General features: G+C 66.9%; 22 protein-coding genes and 2 tRNA genes. 12 read left to right on the forward strand and 12 right to left on the reverse strand.

Annotated elements, in window-relative coordinates; all coding sequences use genetic code 11:
- Position 1: 1 nt before the first annotated feature.
- Together speD and AC5P60_RS15090 are read left to right on the forward strand one after the other, a co-directional pair.
- Positions 2-796, forward strand: a complete 795-nt coding sequence (gene speD, locus AC5P60_RS15085; protein ID WP_005411315.1) for an adenosylmethionine decarboxylase — start codon at positions 2-4, stop codon at positions 794-796.
- 168 nt (positions 797-964) lie between these two features.
- Positions 965-1,285, forward strand: coding sequence for a DMT family transporter (locus AC5P60_RS15090; protein ID WP_005411314.1), 321 nt, complete (start codon positions 965-967; stop codon positions 1,283-1,285).
- An 82-nt stretch (positions 1,286-1,367) separates the two neighbouring features.
- Here AC5P60_RS15090 and coq7 read toward each other — a convergent pair whose 3' ends face one another.
- Positions 1,368-2,012, reverse strand: coding sequence for a 2-polyprenyl-3-methyl-6-methoxy-1,4-benzoquinone monooxygenase (gene coq7, locus AC5P60_RS15095; protein WP_005411313.1), 645 nt, complete (start codon positions 2,010-2,012; stop codon positions 1,368-1,370).
- A 198-nt stretch (positions 2,013-2,210) separates the two neighbouring features.
- Here coq7 and rplM point away from each other — a divergent pair, with 198 nt between their 5' ends.
- Positions 2,211-2,639, forward strand: coding sequence for a 50S ribosomal protein L13 (gene rplM, locus AC5P60_RS15100; protein WP_005414692.1), 429 nt, complete (start codon positions 2,211-2,213; stop codon positions 2,637-2,639).
- A gap of 2 nt (positions 2,640-2,641) precedes the next feature.
- Positions 2,642-3,034, forward strand: coding sequence for a 30S ribosomal protein S9 (gene rpsI, locus AC5P60_RS15105; RefSeq protein ID WP_005411311.1), 393 nt, complete (start codon positions 2,642-2,644; stop codon positions 3,032-3,034).
- Between the two features lie 322 nt (positions 3,035-3,356).
- Here rpsI and AC5P60_RS15110 read toward each other — a convergent pair.
- Positions 3,357-3,431, reverse strand: a tRNA-Gln gene (locus AC5P60_RS15110).
- A gap of 55 nt (positions 3,432-3,486) precedes the next feature.
- Positions 3,487-3,563: transfer RNA gene (locus AC5P60_RS15115), tRNA-Met, on the reverse strand.
- Between the two features lie 121 nt (positions 3,564-3,684).
- Here AC5P60_RS15115 and AC5P60_RS15120 point away from each other — a divergent pair.
- The 3 genes from AC5P60_RS15120 to bfr all read left to right on the forward strand — a co-directional run bounded on the left by AC5P60_RS15120 (position 3,685) and on the right by bfr (position 5,236).
- Positions 3,685-4,305: an RNA pyrophosphohydrolase gene (locus AC5P60_RS15120; RefSeq protein WP_005411310.1), complete on the forward strand. Its 621-nt coding sequence runs from the start codon at positions 3,685-3,687 to the stop codon at positions 4,303-4,305.
- A 108-nt stretch (positions 4,306-4,413) separates the two neighbouring features.
- Positions 4,414-4,623, forward strand: a complete 210-nt coding sequence (locus AC5P60_RS15125) for a (2Fe-2S)-binding protein (RefSeq protein WP_005411309.1) — start codon at positions 4,414-4,416, stop codon at positions 4,621-4,623.
- 142 nt (positions 4,624-4,765) lie between these two features.
- Positions 4,766-5,236, forward strand: a complete 471-nt coding sequence (bfr, locus tag AC5P60_RS15130; protein ID WP_005414691.1) for a bacterioferritin — start codon at positions 4,766-4,768, stop codon at positions 5,234-5,236.
- Between the two features lies 1 nt (position 5,237).
- On the opposite strand, the gene AC5P60_RS15135 is transcribed toward bfr, so the two are convergent.
- From AC5P60_RS15135 to AC5P60_RS15145, 3 genes are read right to left on the reverse strand one after another with little or no spacing between them, the layout of a single operon-like run.
- Positions 5,238-7,472, reverse strand: coding sequence for an ATP-binding protein (locus AC5P60_RS15135; protein ID WP_483693771.1), 2,235 nt, complete (start codon positions 7,470-7,472; stop codon positions 5,238-5,240).
- A gap of 1 nt (position 7,473) precedes the next feature.
- Entirely contained in the window at positions 7,474-9,360 is a 1,887-nt protein-coding gene (locus AC5P60_RS15140; RefSeq protein ID WP_005411306.1) for an EAL domain-containing protein, read from the reverse strand.
- Between the two features lie 44 nt (positions 9,361-9,404).
- A complete protein-coding gene (locus AC5P60_RS15145) occupies positions 9,405-10,022 on the reverse strand; it encodes a DUF4126 domain-containing protein (protein ID WP_005411305.1) in 618 nt (205 codons plus the stop codon).
- Positions 10,023-10,201: 179 nt separating this feature from the next.
- Between AC5P60_RS15145 and AC5P60_RS15150 the strand changes: the two genes are divergently transcribed.
- The 5 genes from AC5P60_RS15150 to ampE all read left to right on the forward strand — a co-directional run bounded on the left by AC5P60_RS15150 (position 10,202) and on the right by ampE (position 13,885).
- Positions 10,202-10,945, forward strand: a complete 744-nt coding sequence (locus tag AC5P60_RS15150; RefSeq protein WP_005411304.1) for a DUF6776 family protein — start codon at positions 10,202-10,204, stop codon at positions 10,943-10,945.
- 4 nt (positions 10,946-10,949) lie between these two features.
- Positions 10,950-11,414, forward strand: coding sequence for a bactofilin family protein (locus AC5P60_RS15155; RefSeq protein ID WP_024958552.1), 465 nt, complete (start codon positions 10,950-10,952; stop codon positions 11,412-11,414).
- Between the two features lie 31 nt (positions 11,415-11,445).
- On the forward strand, positions 11,446-11,838 hold the full coding sequence (erpA, locus tag AC5P60_RS15160) for an iron-sulfur cluster insertion protein ErpA (protein WP_005411302.1): 393 nt from the start codon (positions 11,446-11,448) through the stop codon (positions 11,836-11,838).
- Positions 11,839-11,957: 119 nt separating this feature from the next.
- The gene (nudC, locus tag AC5P60_RS15165) at positions 11,958-12,863 is read left to right on the forward strand and encodes an NAD(+) diphosphatase (protein WP_049403567.1); all 906 of its coding nucleotides are present in this window, start codon (positions 11,958-11,960) and stop codon (positions 12,861-12,863) included.
- 134 nt (positions 12,864-12,997) lie between these two features.
- Positions 12,998-13,885, forward strand: a complete 888-nt coding sequence (ampE, locus tag AC5P60_RS15170) for a regulatory signaling modulator protein AmpE (protein WP_005414686.1) — start codon at positions 12,998-13,000, stop codon at positions 13,883-13,885.
- Between the two features lie 559 nt (positions 13,886-14,444).
- Here ampE and AC5P60_RS15175 read toward each other — a convergent pair.
- From AC5P60_RS15175 to yccS, 6 genes are all read right to left on the reverse strand, one after another.
- The gene (locus tag AC5P60_RS15175) at positions 14,445-14,870 is read right to left on the reverse strand and encodes a DUF2752 domain-containing protein (RefSeq protein WP_033833574.1); all 426 of its coding nucleotides are present in this window, start codon (positions 14,868-14,870) and stop codon (positions 14,445-14,447) included.
- 43 nt (positions 14,871-14,913) lie between these two features.
- Entirely contained in the window at positions 14,914-15,192 is a 279-nt protein-coding gene (locus AC5P60_RS15180; RefSeq protein ID WP_005411298.1) for a CD225/dispanin family protein, read from the reverse strand.
- A gap of 34 nt (positions 15,193-15,226) precedes the next feature.
- Positions 15,227-15,514, reverse strand: a complete 288-nt coding sequence (locus AC5P60_RS15185; RefSeq protein ID WP_005411297.1) for a CD225/dispanin family protein — start codon at positions 15,512-15,514, stop codon at positions 15,227-15,229.
- Positions 15,515-15,696: 182 nt separating this feature from the next.
- The gene (locus AC5P60_RS15190) at positions 15,697-17,586 is read right to left on the reverse strand and encodes an MFS transporter (protein ID WP_033833573.1); all 1,890 of its coding nucleotides are present in this window, start codon (positions 17,584-17,586) and stop codon (positions 15,697-15,699) included.
- 98 nt (positions 17,587-17,684) lie between these two features.
- A complete protein-coding gene (locus AC5P60_RS15195) occupies positions 17,685-18,479 on the reverse strand; it encodes an SDR family NAD(P)-dependent oxidoreductase (protein WP_024958118.1) in 795 nt (264 codons plus the stop codon).
- A gap of 156 nt (positions 18,480-18,635) precedes the next feature.
- The gene (gene yccS, locus AC5P60_RS15200; protein WP_033833572.1) at positions 18,636-20,813 is read right to left on the reverse strand and encodes a YccS family putative transporter; all 2,178 of its coding nucleotides are present in this window, start codon (positions 20,811-20,813) and stop codon (positions 18,636-18,638) included.
- Positions 20,814-20,900 lie beyond the last annotated feature (87 nt).

Genomic DNA, 20,900 nt, shown 5'->3' on the forward strand with positions numbered 1-20,900 from the left:
CGTGGTCAAGCCGTTGCCTCGCCTGAGGCTGCAGGGTTTCAACAACCTCACCAAGGCGCTGAGCTTCAACATCTATGACGTGTGTTACGCGCGCACCGAAGAGGAGCGTCAGCGTTACATTGAATACATCGATGAAGAGTACAACGCCGACAGGCTGACTCAAATCTTGACCGATGTCGCCGAGATCATCGGCGCCAACATCCTGAACGTGGCCCGCCAGGACTACGACCCGCAGGGTGCCTCGGTGACCATCCTGATCTCCGAAGAGCCGGTGATCGACAAGAAGCTGGCCGGCAAGGAGCTGATCTCCGACGCCGTGGTCGCGCACATGGACAAGAGCCACATCACTGTCCACACCTACCCGGAAACCCATCCGCAGGAAGGTATCGCGACGTTCCGCGCGGACATCGACGTGGCCACCTGTGGCGTCATTTCCCCGCTGAAGGCCCTGAACTACCTGATCGAGAGCCTTGAGTCGGACATCGTGATCATGGACTACCGCGTCCGTGGCTTCACCCGCGATGTGAAGGGCAAGAAGCACTTCATCGACCACAAGATCAACTCGATCCAGAACTTCCTGGCCAAGAACATCAAGTCGCGTTACGAGATGTTCGACGTCAACGTCTATCAGGAAAACATCTTCCACACGAAGATGCACCTGAAGGACTTCGACCTGGACCAGTACCTGTTCGAGGAAAAGGCCAAGAACCTGTCGTTCAAGGAACGCATGAAGATCGAGGCGCTGCTCAAGCGCGAGATCGAAGAGCTGTTCCACGGCCGCAACCTGTCCGAGTAAGCCCCATGTGCGATGCCCGCAGGCATCGCCACCCAGGCGGGACGACCCGCCCCGTGGAACCGGTGCCCCGCACGCGTTACAGTTCCACGGTGATGTACCGACCCACGGCCCGGTGTGAAAACACCGGGCCGTTTCGTTTTTTTCAAAAAAGGTAAGGAGCCCCCACCCATGCCCTGGATCTACCTGCTGCTGGCCGGCCTGTTCGAGATCGGTTTCGCCCTCGGAATGAAGTACTCCGAAGGCTTCAGCAAACCCCTGCCCACCGCTGCCACGGTGGTATCCGCGCTGATCAGCCTGTACCTGATGAGCCAGGCGATGAAGAGCATCCCGGTCGGCACGGCCTACGCGATCTGGACCGGTATCGGTGCCATGGGCGTGGCGGTGCTGGGCATCTACCTGTTCAACGACAGCGCATCGCCGGCCCGCCTGGCCTGCGTGGGCCTGATCGTGGCTGGTGTGATCGGGCTGAAGCTGGTCTCGCCGAACTGATTGATGGCCCGACCAACGGTCGGGCCCCACCGTCGCCCCCCGCACCTCCTGGTAGGCCCGCACCGTTGGTGCGGGCGACCCTTCAAATGCGGTAGGCGATGGTCTTCATCACCCTGGAGGCCAGTGCCATCACGCCCGGGATCGGGAACGGCAGGCGGCGAGCGCCGGCCTGCTCGGCGTGGTCCGCATGGCGGGCCTCGTCTTCCTTCATCACCGCGATGACCGCGCGGCTGCGCAGGTCGCCGGCCGGCAGGTCGACCAGGTGCTCGTCCAGGTGGGCCTCCACCTGGCGCTCGGTCTCGACCACGAAGCCCAGGTTCCAGCCGTCGCCGCGCAGCCCGGCCAGGGTGCCGATGGTGTAGCTGCCGGCGTACCAGAGCGGGTTGAACAGGCTCGGACGGCTGTCCAGTTCGGCCAGCCGGGTGGCGCACCAGGCCAGGTGGTCGGTTTCTTCCTGCGCCGCTTCCAGCAGGTGCTCCCGCGTGGCCGGGTCGCGCGCCACGGCGGCCTGGCCGAAGTACAGGCCCTGCGCGCAGACCTCGCCGACGTGGTTGATCCGCATCAGGCCTGCGGCATGGCGCCGCTCGGCGCTGTCCATGCCGGGCTCGCCGGTGTCCGTGGCGGGGTAGGGGCGGGCCGCCGGCGGATTGCCGAACACTGTGTCCAGGGCGCGCTGCGCCTCGGTCAGCAGGTGGTCCAGCGGAGTGGTCTGGCGGAGCACGGTCATGGCAGTACGCGGTGGGGCGGAAGACCCCCCGATTCTCGCCCGGCCCCGCGCCCCTGCCAACCCGGCCCAGGGGACGGGTTGCGCTCCCGCGGCAGGATGAGTACAATCCCGCCTCTTACGCTTCACCTTTTCACAACGCGTGGCAGAGTTCCGGCGAGCCTTTCGCCGCAATGAGCCCGACCTAACCTAGAGTTCTTCATGAGCACTTTCACTGCCAAGAACGAGACCGTCCAGCGCGACTGGTACCTCGTCGACGCCGAGGGCAAGACCCTGGGCCGTCTCGCCACCGAGCTGGCCCGCCGTCTGCGTGGCAAGCACAAGCCGGTCTACACCCCGCACGTTGATACCGGCGACTACCTGGTCGTCATCAATGCAGAAAAGATTGCCGTCACCGGCAAGAAGCTGCAGGACAAGATGTATCACCGTTTCACCGGTTACATCGGCAACCTGAAGACCGAGTCCCTGGCCCAGGCGCTGGAGCGCCACCCGGAGCGCGTGATCGAGATCGCCGTCAAGGGCATGCTGCCGAAGGGCCCGCTGGGTCGCCAGATGTACCGCAAGCTCAAGGTCTACGCTGGCACTGAGCATCCGCACGCCGCACAGCAGCCGCAGGTTCTGGATATCTAATCATGGCTATCACTCAAAACTACGGCACTGGCCGCCGCAAGTCCTCCACCGCTCGCGTGTTCCTGCGCAAGGGTTCGGGCAACATCACCGTCAATGGCCGTCCGCTGGACGAGTTCTTCGGTCGTGAGACCGCGCGCATGATCGTGCGCCAGCCGCTCGAGCTGACCAAGAACACCGAAAGCTTCGACATCCTGGTCACCGCCGCTGGCGGCGGCACCACCGGCCAGGCCGGTGCGATCCGTCTGGGCATCGCCCGTGCTCTGGTCGAGTACGACGAAACCCTGAAGTCCGAGCTGCGCAAGGCTGGCTTCATGACCCGTGACGCCCGTGAAGTCGAGCGCAAGAAGGTCGGTCTGCACAAGGCCCGCCGCGCCACCCAGTTCTCCAAGCGCTGATTTACCGCGCCTGGTTGGGCTCCTTCGGGAGCCCGCTGGATGGAAAAGCAAAAGCCCGGCTTCGGCCGGGCTTTTGTCGTTCCGGGGTCATGGATTTCCTGGTTGCCGGCCAGCGGCCGGCACTACCCGTGGTCTCGCGTGTCGGGAGGGTGGGGTCAGGGCCTTTCCCTGCGGAAAAGGATCCGACCCCAGGGTTCTTTCTGGAGAAGAGCCCCCTTGTTGTTCAAGGGGGTGTGCCGACAGGCGCGGGGACAAGGTGGAATGCGCGACCAGATGAAAAGCAAAAGGCCAGATCTTTCGATCTGGCCTTTTGTTTTTAATTTGGCTGCCCCGGATGGATTCGAACCACCGAATGCCTGAGTCAGAGTCAGGTGCCTTACCGCTTGGCGACGGGGCAAAACGTGCAACTATTTTCTCACTTTTCACGCTGAAAAACAACTTGATTTTCAGTGTGGTGGCTATGGGTGGACTCGAACCACCGACCCCAGCATTATGAGTGCTGTGCTCTAACCGGCTGAGCTACATAGCCTTGGTGAGCCCGCTATTCTGCGGATGTGTACCGCCCCTGTCAACACTTTTGTGTCGTGCTTGTGGGCCGACAGAGGGCATGGGATAGTCCCGGCCAGTAGATTTTCTTAGGAGTCCGCATCGTGATCGATCCGGACGGCTATCGACCGAACGTCGGCATCGTGCTGATGCGGCAGGACGGCCAGGTGTTCTGGGCACGACGCGTGCGCCGGGACGGCTGGCAGTTCCCGCAGGGTGGCATGAACACCGACGAGACGCCTGTCGAGGCCATGTATCGTGAACTGCAGGAAGAGACCGGCCTGCTGCCCGAGCATGTGGAAGTGCTCGGGGCGACGCCCGGCTGGCTGCGCTACAAGCTGCCGGCGCGGGCCATCCGCCGCAATGAGCGGCAGGTCTGCATCGGCCAGAAGCAGGTCTGGTTCCTGCTGCGCCTGACCGGCGACGAATCCCACGTGAAGCTGGACCACACCGACTCGCCCGAGTTCGACCACTGGCGCTGGGTGGACTTCTGGTACCCGGTGGAGCATGTGGTGATGTTCAAGCGTGGCGTCTATGCGCGTGCGTTGCGACATCTGGCGCCGCTGGCCCGCGGGGTGGCCGGGCAGGGGGTTACCGCCATGCCCAAGAGCGCCGCCGAAGCCTGGATGCCTGGCCATACCGCCGGGCACGACCGCCCACGCAAGCGCCCTCGGACCCGCGGCTACTGGCCGAAGAAGGCCACGGGCGATGGCCCGGCCAGCTGACGGGCTGAACGGTATCGAGAATGGTTCAGGTCTCTGATTGACAACCATTCTCGTTTCCATTGGAATAGCCAACAGGCCGCTTCTGGCCTGCCAGCCCGGTTCACGCCTGTGTACGTCTGCATCTGCAACGGAGTCACCGACCACCAGATCCGCGAAGCCGCCAGCCATGGCGTCAGTACGGTGGCCGAACTGACCATGCGTACCGGCTGTGGCGCTACCTGCGGTTCCTGCCTGGACATGGCCGGCGATCTGCTGGCCAAGGCACGTGCCACCCACGATCTGCCGCTGCCGGTATTGGGTCTGGCCCAGGTCGCCTGATCGTCTCTTGGCGGCGCGTTGACGGCGCGCTTTCGCATTCTTCACGTGCGGCCGCACAGGCCAATGCGCACGATTCGCGTTCCTTCACGACCGCAGGCAAGGCGTTAAAGTGCCTGCGTTTTCAGCGTGCAGGAGCATCCCCATGAAGGGCGACACCAAGGTCATCGAATTCCTCAACAAGGTCCTCTACAACGAGCTGACCGCGATCAACCAGTACTTCCTGCATGCCAAGATGCTGAAGAACTGGGGCATCAAGGAACTGGCCGAACACGAGTACAAGGAATCGATCGACGAGATGAAGCATGCCGACATGCTCGCCGACCGCATCCTGTTCCTCGAAGGCCTGCCGAACTTCCAGGCGCTGGGCAAGCTGCGCATTGGTGAGAACCCGACCGAGATCCTGCAGTGCGACCTGTCGCTGGAACGCGATGGCGTGGTCACCCTGCGCGAGGCCGTGGCGTATGCCGATTCGGTCGGCGACTACGTCAGCCGCCAGCTGTTCGTGAAGATCCTCGATTCGGAAGAAGAGCACATCGACTGGCTGGAAACCCAGCTCGACCTGATCGAGCGCATCGGTGAACCGAAGTACCTGCTGAGCAAGCTGGAAGAGTGAGTCAGCCGGCCTGGCCGGCGCGATGCTGTGCCAGGTAGCCCGTCAGTGCCACGCGCGCTCGGGCGAATTCCGCAACCAGCAGCGCCACCGCTACTGCGGGGCGCTGCAGGCTGCCGCTGCGGGCTTCGTGCTCGATGCGCTGCGCGACTGACGACAGCGACAGTGCGCCCACGTTCGCGCTGGATGACTTGAGGCTGTGCGCGACGGCCTGCAGGCGAGGCTCGTCGCCGTTCTGCGCGGCCTGCTGCAGCTGCTGCACCATTGCCGGCGCATCCTCCAGGAACACCGAGACGATCTGGATGGCGCTCTCCCCGATCACTGCATGCAGTTCGTCCAGCACGTCGCGGTCCAGCACCGGCTGCGGCTTGGAGCCGACTCGGCTGTCATCGTCCTGCAGAGCCGAGCCATGCTCGGCTGATGGAGCGCGACGGCTATCGGCCGTCAGCCGGGCATGGCTCGGCTCTATCGAAGGCCGTGCAGGTGATGCGGCTTTGCCGCCGCCCCAGCGCTGCAGCAGCGCATGCAGGGTGTCGCGTGCAATCGGCTTGGACAGATAGTCGTCCATGCCGGCCTGCAGGCAGCGCTCGCGGTCACCGGCCATGGCATTGGCGGTCATCGCGATGATCGGCAGGCGCGGGCGCCCGTTTTCCACTTCCTCGGCGCGCCAGCGGCGGGTGGCGGCATAGCCGTCCAGCACCGGCATCTGGCAATCCATCAGCACCACATCCACGTCGCCTTCGCGCAGGGCAAGCAACGCCTGCTCGCCATCGGCGGCGTTGCGCACTTCGCACTGGAACACGCGCAGCAGCTGCTCGGCCACCATGCGGTTGACCGTGTTGTCCTCCACCAGCAGCACGCGCAGGTGCAGCGGTGGCAGCGTGGGCGTGGGCTGGCCCTGTCCGGCGTTGGCCAGCAGCGCGGCAGGGCGCGCATGCGCAACCGGTGCAGCCAGCAGTGCATGCAGCCCAGCGTCTTCGAAATGCGAGGGTAGCTGCCTCTGGCGTGGGCGTGGAGGAAGGGCATCGTCCTGCAGCCACAGCACCTGCAGCCCGTCGTCTTCGCCACGTTCGGCCAACGCCTGTTGCAGCGTCGCTTCACCGATGCGGCGCGCACGTGCATCGACCAGCAGCCACGCCGGTGCCGGTTGCCCCGGCCTCCGCACCGCGCGCAGGCGCTCGACCACGGCATCGAACTGCGCCAGGGCGTGCACCAGCAGTCCATGATGGGCCGCGATGCGCTCGATGCGTGCCTGCAGGATGGCATCGCTACTGAACAGCAGCAGCGCGTCTGGCGTGCGCGCCATGGCCGGCAGGTCGCCGGGCACCTTCAACAACGGGATCTCGAACCAGAACGTGGCGCCCTGGCCGGGCGTGGACTGCACGCCGATGCGCCCGTGCATCAGGTCGATGATGCGCTTGCAGATCGCCAGGCCCAGGCCGGTGCCACCGTAGATGCGGGTCGTTGAGGCATCGGCCTGGCTGAAGGACTGGAACAGGCGCGCCTGCAGTGCCTCGTCGATGCCGATGCCGGTGTCGATGATCTCGAAGCGCAGCTGGTGCTGGGCCGCGCCTTCGCCCAGCCGCTGCACGCGCAGCTGTACCTGGCCGCGCGCGGTGAACTTGATCGCGTTGGCCAGCAGGTTGCTCAACACCTGGCGCAGTCGTACAGGGTCGCCACGCACCGGCAGGCGTACCGACGGGTCCAGCTGCAGCCCCAGCGACAGGCCCTTGGCGTCGGCGGCGCGCTGCATCAGCTGCACCACGCCATCGAGCAGGTCGCGCAGGTTGAAGCTGGTGATCTCCAGTTCCAGCGCCTGTGCTTCCAGCCGCGAGTAGTCGAGGATGTCGTCGACGATGCGCAGCAGCTGCTGCGAGCTGGCCGAGGCGGTGGCCAGCATCTGCCGCTGGTCCTCGCCCAGCGGGCCGCGTGCGATCAGCTCCAGCATCGGCAGGATGCCATTGAGCGGCGTACGGATCTCGTGGCTCATCGTGGCCAGGAACTCACCCTTGGCCAGCACCGCCGCCTCGGCGGCCTGCTTGGCCTGCAGCAGCTGCTGTTCCAGCTGCCCCTGTCGTTCGGTGGTGCGGCGCAGCTGGTCACGTTCGGCGGCCAGCAGGCTGCGCTCGCGTTGCAGCTGGGCCAGTGCCCGGTTGCGCGCGCGCAGCCGCAGGCCCAACAGCAGCGCGGTGATGGAGGCCGCAGCAAGGGCAGCCAGCAGCGCGACCCACATCGGCACGTCAGAGCACCGCGTTGTGGAAGTCGAAGTTCAGATCGCTGCCGGCCGACTGCACCATGTTGCCCTGGATGTAGTCGACACCGCCCACCCACATCGCGGCGGCGGCCTGCGGATCTTCGATCTGCTGGCCGATGATCTGCTGCCCGGCGGCGTGCGCCCGCTCGATTGCCCGGCGCAGCTCTTCGCGCGTGGCCGGATTGGAATGACTGCTGGAGAAGCGCGCGGCCATGCGCACGAACGACAACGGCAGCTGGGTCAGCAGCGCATCGGCTTCGCCCCCGGGTTCGAACTGGCTCAGGCAGAAGCGCACGCCGGCGCCGGCCATGCGCTGGCAGAACTGCTGTAGCGGCACGGTATGGATCAGCGCGTCGGGCAGGCGGACGTCGATCACCAGCGCGCTGCCGGGCAGGTCGCGCTGCTGCAGCGATTCCAGCAGCCAATCCGCGAACGCATCGCGTTGCAGGGTGCGCAGCGACTGCGAAACGAACAGGTTCAGTGGTTGCGTCGCGTGCCGGTAAAGGTCGAGAAGGCCCAGTGCGTGGTCCATGACCTGCTGGTCGAGATCGGCGATGCGCCCGGCAGCCTCTGCGGCCGGAATCACCTGGCCTGCCGCCAGCAGCGTACCGTCGGCTTGGCGAAGGCGCAGCAGCAGCTGGTACTGCGCGGTGTTGCCGCCGGCGACGGCGACGATCGGCTGGTAGGCCAGCTCAAGCTGGCCTTCCAGCAGTGCCAGGTGTTCCTGCTCGCTGGTCACGTCGCGGTGCACGTGGCCGGCCACGCCGGCGCTGAGCAACCGTGCCTGCAGGGTGGTGCGCTCGACTGCCTCCAGCGCGCTGTTGGCATCGTCGAAGCCCGGCGACAGCGGTGCATAGCCGACCACGCCCCGCAGATGCACCGATTCGTCATCGCGGATCACGAAGGCCCGCGCCGACAACTGCTCGCGCAGCGCAGCGGCAATGCCTTCCAGGCTGTCCTCGCTGACATTGCGCGCAAGCAGCAGGAAGCTGTTGTCGTTCAGGCGCGCCAGCAGGTGCGGGTGGCCGGCTTCTGCCAGGCGTTGCCCGGCCTGCACCATCAGGCGCTCGAAGGCGGCATAGCCATAGCGCTCGCGCAGGCCCAGCGCGCTGGATATCTCGACGAACAGCACGCCGCCCTGGTCGCGGTGGGCGAGCGCGGCGTTGAGCTGCTGCAGCACGTGATGCCGCGTCGGCAGCCCGGTTTCCGGATTGCTGGTGGCCGGGGTGCCGGATACGCCGGGCAGGGTTGCGGCCTGCGCCCGCGCGCGGCGGATGCGGTTGGCCACGGCGGCGATCAGGTGGCGCGGGCGGATCGGCTTGCTCAGGTAGTCGTCGGCGCCACTGTCGAGCACCTCGAACTGGCGTTCCGGGTCCGGGTCGCCGCTGAGGAACACGATGGGCAGCAGCTGCAGGCCGGGCTGCTGGCGGATCAGCGCGGTCAGGCGCATGCCGTCCAGACCGGGCAGGTGCAGGTCCATCAGGATCAGGTCAGGGCGATGTTCCTTGATCGCCTGCAGCGCACCGTCGGCATCGCTGTGCACGATCGCCTGCATGCCGGCGCCATGCAGCACGCTCTGTGCGAACAGTGCCTGGGCGCGATCATCCTCGACGATCAGCACGCGGTAGGGCGAATCGGAGTGCAGCGGTGCCGGGTCATTGCCGCCGGCCTCGGCCAGCAGGGATGGGCCGGGCAGCGGCGGCGGTGCGCTGCCGATCGATGCGGGTGCGTCGGAGGCGGCCAGCGGCGGAACCGCTGCCGGCGCTGCGGCGACGGCGCTCGCCGGTTCAGCGGTCCAGCGTTGCCAATGATCGGCCGGAGGGGTTTCAGCGCGTCCCGGGCGGGCGCCCGCGGGGGATTCGTTTGCGGCCATCGGTGCTCCTGGTGTTCGCGTCCATTATGCGACAAGCCCGGCGATCAACCGGTGCCGGGCTGGCGTGGACTGTCGGGCGACGCACTGCGTGCCAGCCAGCGCACGCCCTTCCACAAGGTGCGCCAGACCAGCCACACCAGCAGCGCGCCCGCCAGGCTGCAGGCCAGCACCACGATCAGCGCGATCCACGGGTGTGCCAGGGCCAGGGCCAGGCCACCGACCACCACGGTGTCCTCGGCGGCGGAGGCCACCCAGTTGCTGGCAGGCTCGGGCGAGGTATTGAGCAGGGCGCGGGTGCCTGCCTTCAGGCCGTGGCTGGCCAGCGCGACACCTGCACCGGCAGCAAGTGCGCCGGTGCCCAGCTGCCCATCCGGCGACAGCGTGGCTGCGGCAAGGAAGGCACCTGCGGGTACACGTGCCAGGGTCTGCACCAGATCCCACGCCGAGTCGACGCCGGGAATCTTGTCGGCGAAGAATTCGGTCACCGCCAGCGCCGCCGAAGTGCCCAGCACCCACCACGATTCAGTGGCCTGCAGGGCCGGTGGCAGGTCGACCCAGCCGAGCAGGCCGGCCAGGCCGACACCGAACACGGTGAGGTAGACGCGGATGCCGGCCAGCCAGGCCAGCAGGATGCCGATCACGAACAGGTGGGCTTCGGTCATGGCGATGCTCCGGCGACGGAACTGTGCAGGGGACCACACTATCGACGATGGCATGCCTGAACGCCACAGACCGTGGCTCGCCACTGCGCAGGAAACCCACCCGTCCTGTCATACACTAGCCCGTCGTTTGCCACAGGGGCCGTACCGGTGTCGCCCTCGCGATGCCCCGGAATCCACCCATGACCAACCGTCCTCCCATGCGCGTGCAGGTCCGCCTGCCCGGCGCGCCGCAACCGCCGGCCGACCGCCGCCGCCTGCTGGTGATCGGCGGCATCTGGCTGCTCAGCCTGGTGCTGGCGGTGCTCGGCGGCTGCTGGATGGCCACCCCGCGCGATGCGCAGGGCCAGCGCCTGCAGGCCGCCGAGAAGCGTGCCGAGACGCTGCAGGCGCAGCTGACCGAACTGCGCCAGAAGCAGGCCACGCTGGAAGCCTCCGACCGCATCAGCCGCGCCGCCAATACCGAGGTGCAGTCCTCGCTGGCCGAGCGCGATGAGGAAATCGCCGGCCTGCGTGCCGACGTTGCCTTCTATGAGCGCCTGGTGGGTTCGACCAGCCAGCGCAAGGGCCTGAACACCCATTCGATCGAGTTCAGCCCGGAAGCGGCCGGCACCTGGCAGTACACCGCGGTGCTGACCCAGAACCTCAACCGCGGCGCCATCAGCCAGGGGCAGATGCGCTTCACCGTGGAAGGCGTCAAGAACGGCAAGCTGGCCACGATCAGCTGGGATGATCTGCACCAGCGCAGCAAGGTACCGGGACAGGATTACTCGTTCCGGTACTTCCAGCAGCTCACCGGCAGCGTGATGCTGCCGGCTGACTTCACCCCGCAACGCGTGCGGGTGACATTGGGGAGTGGTACGGGGGGTACCACCCAGGTATTCGACTGGAAACAGGCCGGTGCGCCGGCCAGCAAAGGGGAGTAGGCAGATGTTCGGAAGCAGCAAATCCAACCGTGAAGGCCAGCTGGTGGTGGATGCCCTGATCGGCAACCAGGTGGTGATCCGCGGTGATGTGGAATTCAGTGGTGGCCTGTACGTGGAAGGCCGCATCCATGGCAAGGTGATCGCCGCCGAAGGCGCCAGTGGCGCGACCCTGACGGTCGCCGAGCATGGCGTGATCGAGGGCGAGATCCGTGCCCAGGTGGTGGTCATCAGTGGCCGCCTGGACGGCGACGTGCACGCCAGCGAGAAAGTCGAACTGACCCCGAGCGCGCGGGTCAACGGCAACGTCCATTACCAGGTGGTGGAGATGAATGCGGGCGCCCAGCTGAACGGCCGCCTGATCCATGCCAGCGCCCCGATGGCCGCCCTGCCGGCCCCGGAAGCTGATGAGGCCAATGGCGGCAAGGGTGACACCGCCGCGCGCCGCAAGCTGGCCGAGGCGATGGCTTGAAAGCCATCGTCGGCACCCCCATGCTGACACCATGAGCACGCTAGTCTCCCTGCCCGGCGCCACCCCGGCCGCCGCGCCCGATTACCAGTCGCTGGAGCGCCCGCTGAACTTCACCGAGTCGGCGGCCGCCAAGGTCAAATCCCTGATCCAGGAAGAGGGCAACCCCGACCTGGCCCTGCGCGTGTACATCGAAGGTGGTGGCTGTTCGGGCTTCCAGTACGGGTTCGAGTTCGACGAGAACCGTGCCGAGGACGATCTGGCGGTACAGACCAGCGGGGTGACCCTGCTGGTCGACCCGTTGAGCCTGCAGTACCTGATGGGCGCCGAGGTGGACTACACCGAGAGCCTGACCGGTGCACAGTTCGTGATCCGCAACCCGAACGCAAAGACCACCTGCGGCTGCGGCAGCAGTTTCAGCATGTAGGCGGGGCGCGGGGCCTGCGTCCCGCGCGACAAGGTGTGTGGAGCAAGCTCCACACCCACAGACGGCTTCGGCAAAGCCCGCGGCTTGCCACCCGCATCGATTGGCGGCACGCTTGCAGGATGCCCAATACTCCTTCGCCGCTTTCCGGTTTCGCCTTCGTGGGCGAACCGCTGGAGCGCGCCGATGCCCTGCGCGAAGATGCCGATGCACTGGCGCGCCTGTGGCCGGGCGCGCACATTCTGGTGCTCGATCAGGACGGCAGCGCCTTCACCGGCGATGACGACCAGCCGCTGGCGCTGACCGGCGCCGACATCGGCGGCGGTCCCGGCTCCGCGATCTTCCTCGGCCTGCGCGGGGAACAAGCGTGGTTCTCGGTTGAAGCCGCCAGCGTCACCGTCAGCGCACCACGTCGCCTCGACCTGCGCCAGGCCGCCCTGCTGTGGTCGGTGGCTGATGCGACCGCTTTCAGCTACGCACGTGGCATGTCCTACTGGCACTCGCGCACCCGTTTCTGCGGGGTATGTGGTGGTACCGTAGCGTTTGCCCGTGGCGGCTTCGTGGGGCGTTGCGCGCAGTGTTCCACCGAGCACTATCCGCGTGTCGACCCCGCTGTGATCGTGGCGGTTGAAAACCAGGGCCGCCTGCTGCTCGGCCGCCAGTCAAACTGGGCGCCACGTCGCTACTCGGTGCTGGCCGGCTTCGTCGAACCGGGCGAGACCTTCGAGCAGACCGTGGTGCGCGAAGTCCACGAGGAGAGCAAAGTGCGGGTGACGGCCTGCCAGTACCTCGGTTCGCAGCCCTGGCCATTCCCGGGTGCGCTGATGGTTGGCTTTCGCGCACAGGCGCAGGATGACCTGCCGACCGTGGACGGTGAGCTGGAAGACGCGCGCTGGTTCAGTGCCGACGAGGTCGGCGCAGCGCTGGCGCGCGATGTGGAGGACGATGGCCAGGGCATCCGCCTGTCGCCGCCGATCTCGATTTCGCGCGGCCTGATCGAGCATTGGTACCGGCAGCAGAAGGGCTGAGGCGGGCCGGCTGGGGTGATTGCATTGCCGCCACCTGAACACGGCACGGGTTACAGTCCGGTTCACCGCTGAGGGCGCTGCTGCGACAGGTAAGGTAGCGGCGCCGAGCGTTCTGTTTCGTAGGGAGACCTGCCATGTTCACCACTCTGGCCGCCGTGCTGGTGGCACTGGCCCTGGGCCATGTTGCTCCGGCCGCTGCTGCCTCGCTGCGCCGTTTCGACGGTTTCCGGCGTTGGCTGGGCTGGCTGGATGCGCGTGGTGGCAAGGCCTGGCAGGGACCGGCCGGCGTTGCCTTGGCCCTGCTGCCGCCGCTGTTGCTGATGGCGCTGCTGGCGTGGCTGTTGCGCGGGGTGCTGTTCGGCCTGCCGTCGCTGCTGCTGGGCGTGGCGGTGCTGGCCTGGTGCTGGGGCCCGCGTGACCTGGACCGCGATATCGAGGCCATCATCGATGCCGATGATGCGGCGACGCGGCAGGCTGCAGTGCGCAACCTGCAGTCGGCCGGCGGCAGCCTGCGCGAGGACATTCCGTCGCTGGTCGAGGCGACGGTGCTCAACGCACTGCGGCGCTGGTTCGCGGTGCTGTTCTGGTTCCTGTTGCTGGGCCCGGCTGGCGCGCTCGGTTACCGGCTGCTGGCGCTGATGGCGGAAAGCCCGATGCGTGCCCGCGTGCCGGTCGAGCCGCTGGCGCTGGCGCAGCGGCTGCTGGGCTGGATCGAGTGGCCGGTGGCACAGCTGATGGCGTTCTCGATGGCGCTGGTGGGCAACTTCGATACGGCGTGGAAGGCGTGGCGCCAGGCCCATGGCGAGCGCCTGACCGGCAACACCGGGTTCCTGGGTGCGGTGGCGCGGGCCAGCGTCAACGCCGAACTGCGCGAGGACGCGCACGACTACACCGAGGCGGGGCTGTTGCCGGTGTGGCAGCGGTTGCCGGACCTGCGTGATGCGATGAGCCTGGTGTGGCGGATGCTGCTGCTGTGGCTGGCGATCCTCGCCCTGCTGGTGATTGCAGGCTGGGTGACGTAGTTGCTTTGCAGGGCTTGCAGCCCTGCACCTGCAGAGGCAACAGAGCAACAGCAACAGCTGGATTGCTGCGGGTTGGCGGGGTGGGGCGGATGGCGGGGGACGCCGTGAATCCGTCCATGGAGGCTTGGTCGCCGCTTGCTCGTGTGCGCTGTCCTGCGCACACGGCAAGACCCGGGTTGGGCGTCCTGCCCAACCCGCCCGAGGCATGCCTCGGGCCCATGCGGCTCACACCCCCGCCATCCAACCCACCCCGCCTTCGACAGTTTTCCGCGCACGGACGTTCTCCAGAGCCGAGCCATGCTTGGCTCCGAGCGAGCGTAGCGAAGCGATCCGCTTCTGCTTTTGATCTTCTCTTTCTTTTCCGTGGTGGACGCACACGGAAACTGTCCGTGGCCGGGCGGGATGGGTTTGCGGGGGGTGTCCGCGGCATGGATGCCGCGGCCAAGCCTCCACGGACGGATTCACGGCGTCCCCCGCAAACCCATCCCGCCCGGCCAACCCCAAGGCTTCTGCCTTCAAACGCCGCCCACCACGAGGGGCTGCGCCGTTGGCTGGAAACCTAGATCGGTGCCAGTGCAGTGAACGGTGCCCACGGCAGGTTGCGCAGCAGCGCATACCCGGGCAGCACCCAGAGCCAGAACACAGGATTGGCCAGCAACCGCATCAGCGGGTCGAGCACGCGTGGGCGGATGCCGGCGATGTTCAGCAGCATCAGCAACAGGAACGGCAGGCTGATGACCAGCAGCGGGTTCATCGCCATCGCGCCGGGCAGGTCGAAGTGGACCAGGGAGTACAGGCAGCGCGTGCTGCCACAGCCCGGGCAGTACAGGCCGGTCAGGGCGTACAGCGGGCAGCTCGGCAGTGGATTGCCGGCGACATACGGATTGACGTTGCGCAGCACCACCGTGGCACCCACGGCCAAGCCGGCGGAAGCCAGCAGCGGCGCCCAGCGGGCGAGTCGGGAACGAGCGGGAAGCGCGGACATGCAACAACGGATCCGGCGCAGGCGCCGGATCCGTCCAGGCGTATCAGTAGCCGCTGTTGCTCATCGCGCCCATGCCGCCGAGCACGACGAAGAACAGCACGTACAGCACGACCAGCACGGCCCAGGCAATGGCCGACCAGATGGCCCACTTCTTGGCCTTGGCGGCGGAGTCCTGGGCGCCGGCGATGTCGCCAGCGGCCAGCTTGCCGTTGACCTGTGCGGCGTAGACGATCGACACGATGCCGGCCGGCAGGCAGCAGAACAGGGTGGTCAGGATGGCCCAGACCAGGTTGTTCGGGACCTGCGGAGTAGCGGTATTCATGGGTTCAAGCTCCTTGATGGGTGGTGGTGGTGAATCATTGGTCGGAAAGAGCGCCCAGTACGGCCAAGCCGCCGAACAGCCCGAGCCACAACAGCAACAGGACCGGCAGGGCCACGGCCGAAGCCACCGCCCACCAGCCCGCCTTGCGCGACGCGCTGTAGGCCCCCGGCAGATCGCCAGCCGCGCGGCGGCCATCGACCTGGGAGGCATAGACGATCGACACCACGCCCAACGGCAGGCAGCAGAACAGCGTCGTCAAGATCGCCCAGACCAGATGGTTGGGGATGTAGACCGGACGGCTGAGCGGTGGTGGTTGATTCAAAGCGAGACTCCATTCCTTGGTGGCCGGCCTTGGTGAATCGGCCGAACCTCCCCCCTGTGGGTGCGTAATCTACCGCAACCGGCGTTGCATGTATGCGTTTACACGCACGACATGTCGTGTTCGCCACTGGACGGTGGCGTATGCGGGGGAGGTTGCCGGGCCTGCCTGTCAGTCCGATTCTGTCAGGCGTGATCGCCGCGCAGGGCCCGCACCTGGGCTTCCAGCGCCTGGGCGTTGGTGGTGTGGCCGTCCATGGACGGTGCCGCCACTACCTCGACGGTGGCTCGGAAACGGCGCGGCACCCGCATGCGGCCGAGGCGGCTGTCGCGCCGGCTCCACATGCTCGACCACATGCCGCGCAGGGCCATCGGCACCACCGGCACCGGCCGCCGTTCGAGGATCTTCTCGACGCCGGACTTGAACGGGGCGATTGCACCATCCCTGGTCAGTGCGCCTTCCGGGAAGATGCAGACCAGCTCGCCTTCGGCCAACGCGGCGTCGATGTCATCGAACGCGCGTTGCATCAGCGCCGGGTCTTCGCGCGCACCGGCGATCGGGATCGCCTTGGCGGTACGGAAGATCCAGCGCATCACCGGGATGTTGAAGATCCTGTAGTACATGACGAAGCGCACCGGACGCGGAATCGTCGCCGACAGGATCAGTGCGTCCATGTAGCTGACATGGTTGCAGACCAGCAGCGCGGCACCTTCGTCGGGCACGTTGGCTTCGATGCCGTGCGGGCGCAGCCGGTACAGGGTGCGCACCATCAGCCAGCTGAGGAAGCGCATCAGGAATTCGGGAACGATGGTGAAGATGTAGATCGCCACCAGCGCGTTGGCGATGGCCAGCGCCAGGAACTGCTGCGGGATGCTCCAGTGCAGCAGCTTGTGCGCGGCCAGCGACAACAGGGCTGCGCCGACGATGAAGCCGGAATTCTGGATGTTCAGCGCCGCGAACACGCGCGACATCTGCGCCTTCGGCGTGCGGCTCTGGATCAGCGCGAACAATGGCACCACGAAGATACCGGTGAACAGGCCGATGCCGATCAGGTCGATGACGATGCGGATGCTACCGGACTGCTGCAGGAAGGTGCCGATGGTCAACCCGTGCACCGTCGCCTCGCCGCTGCGCGCGAAGTACAGGTCGAGCAGGAACGCGGTCATGCCGAACGCGCCCAACGGCACCAGACCGATTTCCACCGTGCGTGCCGACAGCTTTTCGCACAGCAGCGAGCCGACGCCGGTGCCGACCGAGAACAGGGCCAGCGCAAAGATGTACAGGGTTGGTTCGCCGCCGAGGTTGGTCACCGCATAGGCCGGCAGCTGCGAGGTCAGCACGGTGCCGACGAACCAGAACCAGGACACGCCCAGGATTGAATTGCGCACCGCCTTCTGCTGGCGCGCCATGCGCAGCACCGCCAGCGATTCCGGCAGCGGGTTCCAGTTGATCTTCAGGTCCGGGTCGCCGGCATCGACCTTGGGAATCAGGCGGGCGGCGATGTTGCCGCAGATCGCCAGCGCGATGATCGCGCACGCGGCCACCACCGTGCCATGGCTGCCGGCCACGGTGAACACCAGGCCGCCGACGATCATGCCGGACAGGATCGACATCGAGGTGCCCATCTCGACCAGGCCGTTGCCGCCGGTCAGCTCTTCGGGCTTGAGCACCGAGGGCAGCACCGAGTACTTCACCGGGCCGAACAGGGTTGACTGCATGCCGGTGCAGAACAAGGCGACCAGCAGCACCGGCAGGCTCTGGGTAAGGAAGCCGGTGGCCGCCAGCGACATGATCACGATCTCCATGGTGGTGGTGATCACGATCAGTCGCGATTTTTCCAGTTTGTCGGCGATCTGCCCGGCCAGTGCCGAGAACAGGAAGTACGGCAGGATGAAGATGGCCGGTGCCAGCGTAGCGTACAGCCCCAGTTCTTCCTCCGGCACGGCCATGAACAGCAACATGCTGATGATCGCCTGCCGGTACACGTTGTCGTTGAATGCCCCCAGCGCCTGGACGACGAAGAACGGCAGGAAACGGCGCTGGCGCAGCAGGGCGAACTGGTTGTGACCGGACATGGAACCTCCTTGACCGGCGCAGCCTAGCATTCCTGCCTATCCGCTGTGGGTGCGGACCTGTGGGTGCGGACCGTTGGTCCGCACACCTGTCGATGGTCTCAGACGATATCGTCGACCACGCCGCCATCCACGCGCAGTGCTGCACCGGAGGTGGCGGAAGCCTGCGGCGAGGCCAGGTACACCACCATGTTGGCTACTTCCTCGACCGTGGCGGTGCGCTGGATCACCGAAGACGGCCGGTGTGCCATCACGAACTCGCGGCCGATCTGCTCCAGCGGCTTGCCGCTGCGCTGGCGTTCATCTTCGAACATCGCCGCGAAACCGTCGGACAGGGTCGGGCCGGGCAGCACCGCGTTGACGGTGACGCCACTGCCGGCCACGCGCTTGGCCAGGCCGCGCGACAGCGACAGCTGCGCGGTCTTGCTGACACCGTAATGGATCATGTCGGCGGGAATGTTGCGTGCCGATTCGGAGGAGATGAACAGCACGCGGCCCCAGCCGGCGTCGACCATCGCCGGCAGCAGTGCCCGCGACAGGCGCACGCCGGACATCACGTTGGTCTGCCAGTAGCGCTCCCAGGTGGCGTCTTCGGTCTCGAAGAAGTCCTCGGGGCCGAAGATGCCGGCGTTGTTGACCAGGATGTCGACCTTGGGCAGGCCGGCCAGCAGCACATCGACACCGGCTGCATCGGAAAGGTCGGCGGCGACGCCGATCACCTCGGCACCCGGAACGGTGGCGAGCAGGCGCTGGCGGGCGCGTTCGACACTGTCGGTGCTGCGGCCGTTGAGAATGACCCGCGCACCCGCCGCGGCAAGACCCTGGGCGATCGCCAGGCCGATGCCGGCGGTGGAAGCGGTAACGAGCGCGGTGCGGCCGGCGAGTTCGATCTTCATGGGGGGAGTCCAGGAGCAGGGGATCACCCAGTATCCGCGCAGGACCGTGATCGGGATGCAGCGCCAGGCGCAACACACGGTTGCACACGGTGCAGTAGATCCACGCCATGCGTGGATGGACTGCGGGTCGCGCCAGGCCATGCCCGGCGCCGGCCTTCAGGTGAGCGTGCGCACCGCCTCATTGGCCGCCGCCCGCACCTTCGGCAGCATCCGCAGCACCAGCGCCATCTGCGTGCGGATCAACTGCAGCTTCGCCGGCATCGCCTCGTCGATCTGCTCCAGTTCGGCCGCCACCGCGCGGTCGGCGTCGTTGTCATCCTCGCTGACCGGCCGCCGTGCCGTCAGGGCCGAGGCCAGCTGCTGCAGCGCTTTCCGCACGCGGTCACCGGCGGCCAAGGCCAGCGGATCGCCGGCGTAGCTGTCCACCTGGTCGCGGTGTGCACCCAGCGCCGACAAGTGCCCAAGCAGCGTGTTGGAGAGCGCCAGGAAGTGGAAGCCGGCATCCAGGTTGCGGCGCACATGACCGGGTTCGCGCAGCATGTTCGACAGCGCGGTGGACAGCGCGGCGTCGGCGTTGTGCATGTCGCGGCGGGCGATGCGATAGGCCAGGTCATCGCGCATGCCGCTGCGGTACTGGCCCAGCACCGAATCCAGGTAGCGCGCGGCGGTCTCCAGCACCCGCGCCAGCACAAGGTGCAGCTGACGGCCCTGCCAGTCGGGCAGGATCAGGAACGCGGCAGCAGCGGCGATCGCGCAGCCCAGCAGCGTATCGACCATGCGCGGCACGATCAGCACGAAGCCATCCCCGATCAGGTTGAAGCAGGTCAGGGCCATCACCGTGATCGCCGCCGAGGCCACCAGATAGCGGTCGGTGCGGGTGAAGAAGAACAGCAGCGCCGACAGCAGCGCGATCAGCAGCTGCACGTGCAGCTGCGGGAACAGCTGCAGCAGCGCCCAGGTGAGCACGAGGCCGGCCACGGTGCCGACGATGCGCTGCGCCAGGCGTTGGCGGGTGGCGCCGAAGTTGGGCCGGCACACGAACACGATGGTCAGCAGCACCCACGAGCCGTTCTGCGCATTGAACAGACGGATCGCGGCGAAACCGGCGATCAGCGCCAATGCCATGCGCAGGCCGTGGCGGAACAGGACCGAGCCGGGCGTGAGCTGCTGGCGCACGCGCACGCCCATCTCGCGCAGGGTATGCGGGTTGCTGTCGCGCAGGCGCGTATCGACATTGTCGAGACTGGCCTCGGAGCGTTCGGCGTCCAGCAGGCGGCGTTCGATGCTGCGCAGGTTGTGCACCAGCAGGTCCAGCGAACCCAGCAGTCGCTGCCACTGCGGGCGCTGCTGGTCGCGCAGGTAGGCCAGCGCATCGGCCAGGTCGCGCCCGGCCTGCTGGTTGTTTTCGCCATATACGAACGGGCGGCGCAGGCGGATCGCCTCGCCCAGGCGCGCGCAGGCCTGGCCTTGAAGATCGAGCAGGCGCTGGCAGCGGTACAGCACGTCGCTGTGGAAGAATGCATCGACCAGGGCGCCGTACGGGTAGTGCGAGGAACTGGCGCGCTCGTGGAAGTCCTGTGCCATGTAGTACAGGCGCAGGTACAGGCCGGAGTTCACGCCGGGCCGCCCGGAACGGCCGAAGCGGGCGAGAATCGCGGTCTTGGCCTCGTTCAACGCGCCGACCACGCGCCGGTTCTGCTCGGCCAGGTCGAGCTGGCGGCGTTGCAGGTCGGCCTCACGTACCGGTTCGAACAGGGCGGCCTTCAGCTGCAGGTAGCGGCCCAGCTCGATGTAAAGCCGCGCCACGCGCTCGCGCACCGGTCGGTTGGCGAACAGTGCGGTCCACAGGATCGACAGCAGTCCGTACCAGACGGCGCCCGCCAGCAGGTGGCTGACCGCTTGCAGCGCGGTATGCAGGTCGCTGGCACCGTGCTGCTCCAGCCCGATCATCGTGTAGATCGCCAGCGTTACCGTGGCCTGGGCGATGGATGCGTAGCGCTCGCCGAGCGCGCCCAGCAGGGTCAGGCAGAAGGTGGACAGTGCCAGCGCGCCGATGAAGATCCACGGCCAGGGGAACAGCCAGATCACCGACGCCGCAGCGATGCAGAAACACAGCAGCGACAGCGCCACCGCCTTGGTCCGGCCCCACCAGTTGTCGTCGGTCTCGGCGATGGCGCTGGCGATGATGCCGAGGAAAACGCCGGGCAGGGCGGTCAGCGCATCCAGCTGCCAGCACACGGCAAGCGCTGCGGTCAGGGCGATGAACACGCGCAGGCCGTAACTGGCCTTCTCGTGGGCCCACAGGCGGCTGAGGCGGGATTGGCGGGCGGGCATGCAGGCTCGGCGGAAGGATCTCCCACCATTATTGCGGGGTGCGCGTGAAATATGGAGGGCGGACCACCGCGGTAGTGCCGGCCGCTG

The sequence above is a fragment of the Stenotrophomonas sp. YJH_SMC_120 genome (assembly GCF_059368675.1).